The organism is Bartonella sp. AC62GZZY, assembly GCF_042196525.1.
GTDB lineage: Bacteria > Pseudomonadota > Alphaproteobacteria > Rhizobiales > Rhizobiaceae > Bartonella.
In genome coordinates, this window is the sequence record NZ_JBHIQN010000020.1 from 1 (window position 1) to 8,987 (window position 8,987).

Genomic DNA, 8,987 nt, shown 5'->3' on the forward strand with positions numbered 1-8,987 from the left:
TAGAGTGCATCCTCATAGATTGGATGCCTCCTTTGAGGGTCGGAGGTATCCCTTGAGGGGAAGGATGCACTCTTTTTAAGGGCTAGAGTGCATCCTTTCCATGGATTGAATGTACTCTTTGGAGGCCAAAGTACATTCATAGGGAAAGGCATATTCCATAAGAAACAGAGATAACAAAAAAATTTGTTTTTATATTTTATATTGATAGGTTGCTGTATTTGCGAGGGCTATTCATTCTTTATTCTCAATATTTAAGATGATTATGGGATAAGGGTTGTTCGTCAATACAATCGTAAAAGACGCTGAGTATTTTTATAAAAATTGAGATATTTTTGTGCCTTTTTCTTGTTTTTTTTGTGTTTACACAAGATATGCACGGCTTTTCAACAGTTTGTTTTTTTTAGCTTTGCTAATGGCGTTGGCTAAACACTTCAATTGTTTTAACTGCTTCAATACCGTCTTAAAAAAACAGTGCGTTATAATATGACAAAATAAGTTGTATAATTTTTGATTCTTACGCGATGCTAGAAAAAGGGGAATGTTAGGAGAGATGTTGTCTATATTCTTAGTTTATCTCTTAAGTTAGGAAAATTAACATACTTTCCGAATCTATTTTTTATTCGGTTTAACGGTTAAAGAGCAATAGCTGAATGGAATCATACTTGTCTCATGTTTTTATTCTCACGCCTTAGATTTTTTCTCATAGGGATTTTATTTTTTAATGGGGGATTTTATTTTTTAATGGGGGATTTTATTTTTTAATGGGATTTTACGCGACTCACGTAAAATAGAATGTTCTAAATAGAATATATTTGTGTAGCGCATTTACGTACTTGTTTAAAAATATTATGTGATCTTATCATCACAATTATATTGGTGATTGGGGATATTGGTAAATCTGATAATGGAGAAATTTCTTGTGAAGTGGATAAGCCCTTCTTTAAATTCTCATAAGGGGAAAGCCAGCACTATCATACTATTCTCACCTCATGTGATGACAGCCTTTGGCTCTTGAGCGTGTTCATAAGAGGCATTTTGATTCTTTATCTTTGAAATCTTTGAAGTGCTTTATTTCATATGTCTCTCCCGATTGTAACGCGCAAGGAAATGGTGTTGATTGATTCAACATAAATAAGAGAATCTTGCGATATTCTGCTCTCTTAATTTTAATCTGAAGAACAATTGATTGTGATTATACATCAGCCTATTGGTGTGATACGATAAAGAATATCATCAAATATTAGTCATTCTATTATGGTGTAAAACAGCTTATACCGTAAAACACTATCCTTTAAGGTTTGGTGATATGAAGCAAGCTTTTTGGGATATGTTTTAAGTGTTTTTTAGGGGCGTGGTGAATCTTTGAGACAGAGCAATCTTCTGTTGCGCCTTGAGTTTAGCGGCAAACCCTGAATAGAAGCCAAGAGGGAATGGAAGCCAAGAGGGAAGTGTATCCAAGCTGTTTGTAAATCAGATTGAGTTAAGAATCTTTGTTCTTTAAGAATGGAACGCAAGTCAATTTGACAAAAGAATGATCTATTTTGCGGGTAGACCTTATAGAGAAATATCACAAAGCTTCATAAGGAAGTGATTGAAGACAATACAGTTACAAAAAAGTACAGTCATAAAAAAAGTCCTCCGTCGCAATCAGAGGACCAAAAAGCAGGAGAATTTTAACATTGACTCGCAGAACGTGTCAAAAAAGAATAAATTTAAAAGGCCGTACTAAATACAAAAAAATCATACTTAAAGAATCTAACACATTATAATTAGCAGAGAATTGAAAAAATAGCAATATAAAAAATACTTTTTACAAAAAATTTTGTCATTTTGCATTAAAACTTAATACTTTTTTCAATTGAATATTTATTTTAAGATTCGATATTAATTAAACTATATTTAAAAATATTATGATGCATGCAAGCATTTTGAGAATATTCTTCAATAAAAAACGCATTAAGAGCCCCCATGATTATAGGATTGATATGGGGGAAGGATTTTTGTTTTTAAGAGTGCGGGGTGTATCTTAAGTATGTGTGAGGGGGGTGAAGTATTGTCCTTTTGGGTGGGGGCAAGGTGATGGAAATAGGGGCGAGAGCTGCTGGATGGTTGAGCTCGTGTGTGGGGGAAGGGGCTTATAGAGGGAGCGGGAAGGATGGGAGGCCGCTTAAAATGGCGAGGGAGATTATTCAAAATGTTTATGGTTTGCATATCCCCAATGAAATGCGAGCAAGTCTAAACAATCTCGTAAATGATCGGCAAGGGAGTTTTGTTTGCGTTTTGAAGAACTTAATTCTTTGATCGCTTGTCCATAGCCTATAACCCGCTCAAGAAGAGAATAGCCAAGAATACCAAGTTGAACTTTAATGGTTTTTAATTGATTGGATGCTGCTATTTGACGTTCAATGGGGTGTGTGTGCCCTTGGCTACAGGCAACCTTTTCACGGGTGTAGTCAAGGCTCATGTGGAGATCGGCTTGGCTTTGACGCCAGTAAAAATAAAAACGTTCTGCCGCTTTATATTGGGCTTTGCTGAGATGTCCTTTGGCATATAAAAGGGCAATGGGATGGCTTTGTGCATTGGCAATGGCTTTAATCGTGCGCGGGTTACTGGAACTTTCTGGATGATTGGGTTTAAAATAAGGATTACGCGTTTCTACAGGGATTTCTTGCGTCTTTAAATGACCAATGTGCTTTCCTTGATTTTGATGATCAAGCGGGCAGGTTTGCATGTTTTTTTTCTCTTGATGGCTCATAACATCTCCTTAAAAATTTTAAATTTGCTTCTTTCATGTTTATGCAAAGAAACGGGATTGTGCTGTTGTATGCTTGTTGAGGAATAGGTTTTTATATCTGCTTGTTGCGTGAGGGGACGTTTTTCAAAAGGGTGTGGGGTGGTGGTTTTCTTTTGCTGCTGTCATTTGTTTGTACGAGAGATTTATACGGGGGCGGGGATTTTGCGGGGGCTGTGCGAGGGATTTTGTGGGAGTGGTGTGTGTCGTTCTCTTTGTGGTTCTGCTTCTTTAAAGGATGGGCGTTTTGTTGCATGATGGGCATTCTTTCTGATTTTATTGCTGTGGGGGGGAGGATTGATGTCGCAGGATTTGGTTTTTTGCCATGGTTGATGTTTTTCTGCCTCTTGGGAGCTTTATTTCTATTTATGTGGGGAGGTATTTGAGGGATCATGAAAGGAAGAAATTTTTTTAAGAGGATGGGGTTTGGGGGGCGTTATTGGCGGGGATCTCATGTTGTTTATACGGTTGCTGAACGCATGGGGTGGCGCTGGCTTTGGTTCTTAATTCCGTGAGGGTATCCTTTTGGGTTTTGTCATTGGGCTGATTTATAGAGGTGTAAAGCATCTTGTTATGATTTGGCTCTTGAAAAGAGAGGGGTTTTGTCGCATGGTGGATATTTTTCTTGAGTGACTTGATGGGGGAGGTGAGTGATGGCGCGCGGGCTTTTGTCTTTGAAGGGGTTGGTGTTTAGCTGTATTGTGGCCTATGTCTCTGTGGCTGTTTATGTGGAAATGAAGGCTCTTGGGATGACGTGGGGCATATTTTTACGAGCTGTGGCGTTTTATGGCATTCCCGGTATTTTCCTTATGTTGGGTTATGAAGTAATGCAGCGGCGTGGTGTAACGAAGGGGTTGTTCCTCAAGATGGTGTTGTTGAGCTTCATTTTGGCTGCTCTCTCTGATTTTGTTTATGCGCAAGCCGAGCATTTGGGTTTGACTCAGGTGTGGTTCTTAAACAAGTGGGTGTTTTATGTCCTTTTGGGCTTTGTCCTTGCTCTTATTTATAGACGGGCAAGGCGTCTTGAGTTTAGGATTTCATTCTTTGAAAAGGATTGATCTTTTGCGGCATTTTGGGCATGATCTTTGGTTTTTATTGATGAAGGAGCGGGGCGTATGGTGGTTGCGCGGGACATATTTTTTAAGGGACTGGCGTTTTGCTGCATTTTTGGCTTGGTTCTTGGCTTTGCTTATGAGGATGCGGGGCGACCGGCTATTCCGTGGGAGGTGTTTTGGCAGGGGGGGTGATTTCTTGCATTGTTGCAACTGTCCTTTGTTTTATTTTGGTGGGAGCAGACCGTAGGACTGTATCGTGGGGTGTGTTTTTGAAGGCGGGGGTGTTTTGCACCATTGCTGCAGTGGTTCTTGGCTTTGCTTATAAGGGAGCGAAGCATTTTGATATATCGTGGGAATTTTTAGTGATGGGAGCGGTATTTGTTGCATTGTTGGCGCTGTCCTTGGTTTTACTTATGAGGGTGCGGGGTAAATGGATATCGCGTGGGGTATTTTTATTGAAGTTTCTGGTGTTTGGCGGCGTTGTTGGCACTGTTGTTGGGTTGGCACATGTGGGAGCCAAGCATATGGGCTGGAGCACGCTTTGGTTCTTGAACGATAGGGGGTTCTTGAACGATAGGTGGTTCTTGAACAATGGGGGTTCTTGAACGATTGGGGTGTTTGTGAGCAGTGTTGGATTTGTTCCTTTTTTTGCTCTGGAGAGGGGTATGGTGTGTGCGTGTACTGTTGGGGGGCTTAAAAAAATGAGCATTTTTCTTTTCCACCGGCGTGATCTTTGATGTTCTTTCTGTGAGGGGTATTTGATGTCGAACAATGTGATGTTTTTGCTGTTGCCTTGTTTTTTCTGCTTTTTTGCTGTTGCCTTGATTTTTATTTATAAGATTGCCAAGCGTCGCTCTGTTACAGGGTGGATGTTTTGGAGATGGGTGGTGCTTTATGGCGCTCTTGCCACCTACCTTGGTTTTATTTATGTGGGCGTGGGCCGTCGTGCTGTTGACGGAGAGCTGCTCTTGAAGGGAGCGGTATTTTCTTGCATTTTTGCAACTGTCCTTGGTTTGGTGCATTTGGGCGTCAAGAGTATGCCTGTTGCTTGGCAAGTGTTCTTAAAGGCGGTTATGTTTTGTTGCATGATGGGCTTTATCCTGTGGTTTGCTGCTGTGGGTGTCAGGGATATGGATAGCATAAGGGCGGTATTCTTAAAGGTTTTGCTCTTGTCTGTATTGTTGAAAGTGCTCTTGGGGTTCTTTATACGCGAGCAAGGTGATACGGTGTTACAGAGGTTGTTGCGTGCTTTGAATTTTGTGCTGTTTTTCTGCATTTTGGCACCAATCCTTTGTTTTACCCGTGTGGGAGCAGAGAATCTAGGGTTGAGCTGGCTTTGGTTCTCGGATGAGAGGGTGTTGCCCTTTATTGTTGGATTTTTTTCTCCTTTGATTTATCAGGGTGTAAGGCGTGCGCGTGTTCTAGGGGCTTGGTTCTTAAAGTAGGGGGTGTTTTTCTTCTCCATGGGTGTGATCTTTAATGTGCTTGCTGTGAGGGGTATGTGATGTCGAACGATTTGTTTTTTTTTGCTGTTGTTGGTGTTTTTCTACCTTTTTATTGTTGTCGTTATGTGTACTTATAAGGTTTCCAAGCGCTTCGATATTCCGTGGTGGCGGGTGGCGTTTTATTGTATTTTTGGTCTTTCCCTCCTTTTGAAGGAAGTGCTGTTTTACGGCGTTTTAGGAGTCGTCCTTTTTTAGCTCTTGTGGGGATGGAGAATGTGGACATACCATGGGGACTATTGTCCTTGATGGGGCTGGTGTTTGCTGCACTGTTGGAGTGGTTTTTGATTTTGCATATGAGGGGGTGGCGAGATGGGGTGGTGACGCATTGTTTGTGGTTATTGAAGGGGGGCGCCGTTGTTGGAGCGAGCTTTTTTTGTTTGCATTTGGGATTAGAGAATCTAGGGTTGAGCTGGCTTTGGTTCGCGAAGGATTGGGTGTTTTTCGTCATTTGTGGATTGATCCTTCCTGTTGTTTCTATGGGAGCAGGGCGTGTGCGTGTGAAAGCGGTGGCGTTTTTAAAGAGAGTGGGGTTTGTGGGGTATTACAGATAACGTCGAGGGAATGATTGTTCAAAAGAACAGCGATAGCGGTAGGTTTGGGGATCAAACCAAAGCCCTATTTTGCCTTCAAAATCACCAGAACGTTGTTTGGCAATATTCATAATAACGCCGGGGCGTTTGGCTAAATCTGCTTTTTCTTGTGCGAGAGAGGCGGCAAAGATTTTGTCTTCTAACGGTCGATTGCGCCAAATGGTGATGATGTTAAAGGCATTGGCGCCAATCTCTGAGGCGCCTTTAATGTCTTCTGTGCTGGGGATATCTTTATCCAGACCGCTTTTGCGGGCATGGGCGACAAGGTGAATGTGCACACTGTTTAAAACAGCCCAATCAACCATTTTATAAACGGCTTGTTCTTGTCTTGCATAATCATCAGAGGCAATGCCAAGCCGCATCAAACTGTCGATGATAAATTGATCACAGCCATAGCGTGCACGGCAATAGTCAAAGACATCAAGCAAGGTGTCAACGCTTGATTTGCCAACATGCTCATAAAGAATAAGCCCTTCATCTAAAAAATGAAGAATCCGTTCAATTGTCTCTTTTGTAGGCTGTTCTAAGCCGCCCGTTTGTTTGGTTAAACGGCGGAGCGATTGTTCTCCTTTCATCTCCAGAGACGCTAAGCAAAGCCGACTGTTTTGCGCAATCCAATGGGGAATACAGTCTGATAACAATTGGCTTTTACCTGCTCCACTGGCACCGCTCCATAGCGTTAATTCTGCTGGGCGGAAATGCACTTTATCCTTCAGTTTAGGATAGGGAACCGTATAACCAAGATGTTTTTCAGGCTCTGGCCAAAACAGTCCGATGACTTTGTCTTTATAGTCTGAGGCGCGCCGTAAACCTTCTGGTGCAAAGCTTTTTGCTGAGGAAAAGGCTGCTTTTATGGTGGCTCTATCAATCCCTGCGGTTAAACAGTCATTGGCATCTTTGAGGGGTAAACGGACACGGTAGCAACGGTGGCGTCCAAGCCTGCTGGCAATCTCACGGGCTGCTTCTTCACCAGGCTTATCCATATCGGTGGCTAAAAAAATTGTTTCAAAAGCTTCTAAATGATCAAATTCATTTTCAATCCAATTGTGCTTTCCTCCACTGCCTCCTCCAAAGGGGACAGAGACCGCCGGATATCCATAGGCGGCTAAGGAAAGTGCATCAATTTCTCCTTCAGTGATGACAATGGTACGGTTTGTTGAAGAAAGAAGGGGAAACGGTGCGCGCTCCATTAAGGGGGACTGCTGAGGCGCCTGCGTGGCGGCTGGGGGTGACGAGGGAGCGTGTTGAGGCGCCTGCGTGGCGGCTGGGGTTGATGAGGGTGTCTGTTGAGGTGCCTGCGTGGCGGTTGGGTTGGTTGAGGGTGCGTGTTGAGGCGCCTGCGTGGTGGCTTGGGTTGATGAGGGTGCGTGTTGAGGCGCCTGCGTGGCGGCTGGGTTGGTTGAGGGTGCGTGTTGAGGCGCCTGCGTGGCGGCTGGGTTGGTTGAGGGTGCGTGTTGAGGCGCCTGCGTGGCGGCTGGGTTGGTTGAGGGTGCGTGTTGAGGCGCCTGCGTGGTGGCTGGGGTTGATGAGGGTGCGTGTTGAGGCGCGTGTGGGGCGGTTGGGGTTGATGAGGGTGCGTGTTGAGGCGCCTGCGTGGCGGCTGGGATTGATGAGGGAGCGTGCTGAGACGCGTTTGTGGTGGTGGGGGTTGACGAGGGTGCGTGCTGAGACGCGTTTGTGGTGGTGGGGGTTGATGAGGGTGCGTGTTGAGGTGCCTGCGTGGCGGCTGGGGTTGTTGAGAATGCCTGTTGAGGTGCCTGCGTGGCGGCTGGGGTTGTTGAGAATGCCTGTTGAGGTGCCTGCGTGGCGGCTGGGTTGGTTGAGAGTGCGTGTTGAGGCGCCTGCGGGGCGGTTGGGTTTGAAGGGCAAAGGGCTTGCCAGCCAAACAAAATCGGTTCACAGTGTGCTGCTGTAGGTTTTGTTTTTGCTCCTGCTTGCGCAAGCCGTTCTTTAACTAAAGCAAGGGTGCCATCGGGTTTATAAAAGGGAAAAATGATTTTTTCGCCATCTTCTCCTATGCGGTAACGCTTTATAATCTCTAAAGGAATGTGGCGTTCTTTGTGGAGATAGGTTTTTACAAGATTTTGCGGGGGGCGCCCTGTAGGGACCGGTGGACGGCGATAGGAACGATGGGGTGCCATAAAGGGTTTGGGGCGTGTCAGATTGAGAGCCGCGCGTGCTTCTTCTAAAGCTTGAGAGAGACTAATGCCTTTGACTTCACACCAAAGGTCTAAAAGATCTCCTCCAATGCCTTCTGCAAAATCATACCAAAGCCCTGCTTTGCTGCCGCTTAGGCAAATCGATAAACTTTGACCTGCCTCACCACGTGTGTTGCCTACAATCCAATTGTTGCCTCGTTTGTGCCCTTGGGGAAGAAGCATTTCTGCTATTCTATCTGCTTGTGAGATAAGTTTTTGTTTGATTTCAAAAATTGTGCTCATGGTCATTCGTCTGGTGAATATATTGTTGTTTTTTTCAGATGTGAGAGGTGAGAATTCTGTTTTACTGTTCTCGTTGTTCGATCACATGGTGAAAGGTTTTGTGCTATGCGGTCCTTTTTTGTGCGGGACTTGCTCTATCCTGAAAGTTTTTGAAATGGCTGTGTTGGTATCTGTTTGCCAAGGGTTTAGGAAGGTGGTGCCCTTTGAGAGGGGCGCGTTGGAAGCAGGTAGGGTGGATGATGCAAGAAGGTGGGGGGATGTCTGAGAGTGTGGTGCATGCTGGAGTCCTGTTTTGGGATATCTTGTTGGGGCATGTGTTGGGATGCCTGTGTGGGAGGGAGAGTGCCAAGGAGTTTGCTTTTCATTGAAGGTTTTTGAAGCTGCTCTGTTGATGTCTGCTTGCCAAGAGCATGGGAAGTGGCACCTTGAGAAAAGGAGGAAAGCGGAAAGGAGGAAGGGGGTGAAAGAAGGGCGGGGTGGATATGTCTGTGAGAGGGTGGTGCATGCTAGAGTCCTGTTTTGGGATACCTTGTTGGGGCATGTGTTGGGATGCCTGTGTGGGAGGGAGAGTGCCAAGGAGTTTGCTTTTCATTGAAGGTTTTTGA

At 44.4% G+C, this 8,987-nt stretch carries 11 protein-coding genes and 1 pseudogene; 10 read left to right on the forward strand and 2 right to left on the reverse strand.

Going from position 1 to position 8,987, the window contains the following annotated elements; genetic code table 11:
- Positions 1–2,185: 2,185 nt before the first annotated feature.
- The gene (locus ACFIML_RS08200; protein WP_375687869.1) at positions 2,186–2,755 is read right to left on the reverse strand and encodes a hypothetical protein; all 570 of its coding nucleotides are present in this window, start codon (positions 2,753–2,755) and stop codon (positions 2,186–2,188) included.
- A 141-nt stretch (positions 2,756–2,896) separates the two neighbouring features.
- Here ACFIML_RS08200 and ACFIML_RS08205 point away from each other — a divergent pair, with 141 nt between their 5' ends.
- From ACFIML_RS08205 to ACFIML_RS08240, 8 genes are all read left to right on the forward strand, one after another.
- A complete protein-coding gene (locus tag ACFIML_RS08205; protein ID WP_375608156.1) occupies positions 2,897–3,049 on the forward strand; it encodes a hypothetical protein in 153 nt (50 codons plus the stop codon).
- On the forward strand, positions 3,046–3,177 hold the full coding sequence (locus ACFIML_RS08210; protein ID WP_375611635.1) for a hypothetical protein: 132 nt from the start codon (positions 3,046–3,048) through the stop codon (positions 3,175–3,177). The genes ACFIML_RS08205 and ACFIML_RS08210 overlap by 4 nt, the downstream gene beginning before the upstream one ends.
- 6 nt (positions 3,178–3,183) lie before the next feature.
- Complete coding sequence (locus ACFIML_RS08215; RefSeq protein WP_375687871.1) at positions 3,184–3,306, forward strand: hypothetical protein; 123 nt, start codon at positions 3,184–3,186, stop codon at positions 3,304–3,306.
- A gap of 138 nt (positions 3,307–3,444) precedes the next feature.
- Positions 3,445–3,849, forward strand: a complete 405-nt coding sequence (locus ACFIML_RS08220; RefSeq protein ID WP_375614088.1) for a hypothetical protein — start codon at positions 3,445–3,447, stop codon at positions 3,847–3,849.
- Positions 3,850–3,876: 27 nt separating this feature from the next.
- Positions 3,877–4,038, forward strand: coding sequence for a hypothetical protein (locus ACFIML_RS08225; RefSeq protein WP_375615434.1), 162 nt, complete (start codon positions 3,877–3,879; stop codon positions 4,036–4,038).
- A complete protein-coding gene (locus ACFIML_RS08230) occupies positions 4,011–4,451 on the forward strand; it encodes a hypothetical protein (RefSeq protein WP_375687873.1) in 441 nt (146 codons plus the stop codon). The genes ACFIML_RS08225 and ACFIML_RS08230 overlap by 28 nt, the downstream gene beginning before the upstream one ends.
- Before the next feature lie 156 nt (positions 4,452–4,607).
- The gene (locus tag ACFIML_RS08235) at positions 4,608–5,291 is read left to right on the forward strand and encodes a hypothetical protein (RefSeq protein ID WP_375687875.1); all 684 of its coding nucleotides are present in this window, start codon (positions 4,608–4,610) and stop codon (positions 5,289–5,291) included.
- Between the two features lie 161 nt (positions 5,292–5,452).
- The gene (locus tag ACFIML_RS08240) at positions 5,453–5,902 is read left to right on the forward strand and encodes a hypothetical protein (protein ID WP_375687877.1); all 450 of its coding nucleotides are present in this window, start codon (positions 5,453–5,455) and stop codon (positions 5,900–5,902) included.
- On the opposite strand, the pseudogene ACFIML_RS08245 reads toward ACFIML_RS08240, so the two are convergent.
- Positions 5,896–8,382 (reverse strand): annotated as a pseudogene (locus ACFIML_RS08245) (toprim domain-containing protein); the annotation flags it as partial. The gene ACFIML_RS08240 and the pseudogene ACFIML_RS08245 overlap by 7 nt on opposite strands.
- A 203-nt stretch (positions 8,383–8,585) precedes the next feature.
- Here ACFIML_RS08245 and ACFIML_RS08250 point away from each other — a divergent pair.
- Positions 8,586–8,750 (forward strand): hypothetical protein, encoded by a 165-nt coding sequence (locus tag ACFIML_RS08250; protein WP_375687879.1) that lies wholly within the window; start codon positions 8,586–8,588, stop codon positions 8,748–8,750.
- Complete coding sequence (locus ACFIML_RS08255; protein WP_375687881.1) at positions 8,747–8,977, forward strand: hypothetical protein; 231 nt, start codon at positions 8,747–8,749, stop codon at positions 8,975–8,977. Before ACFIML_RS08250 ends, ACFIML_RS08255 begins: the two co-directional genes overlap by 4 nt.
- The last annotated feature ends 10 nt before the right edge of the window (positions 8,978–8,987 follow it).

Excerpts from the sequence above, each read along its gene's own strand:
- ACFIML_RS08235 (WP_375687875.1), top strand. The coding sequence starts at position 4,608 with ATGTCGAACAATGTGATGTTTTTGCTGTTGCCTTGTTTTTTCTGCTTT.
- ACFIML_RS08215 (WP_375687871.1), top strand. The coding sequence starts at position 3,184 with ATGAAAGGAAGAAATTTTTTTAAGAGGATGGGGTTTGGGGGGCGTTAT.
- ACFIML_RS08220 (WP_375614088.1), top strand. The coding sequence starts at position 3,445 with ATGGCGCGCGGGCTTTTGTCTTTGAAGGGGTTGGTGTTTAGCTGTATT.
- ACFIML_RS08210 (WP_375611635.1), top strand. The coding sequence starts at position 3,046 with ATGATGGGCATTCTTTCTGATTTTATTGCTGTGGGGGGGAGGATTGAT.
- ACFIML_RS08200 (WP_375687869.1), bottom strand. The coding sequence starts at position 2,755 with ATGAGCCATCAAGAGAAAAAAAACATGCAAACCTGCCCGCTTGATCAT.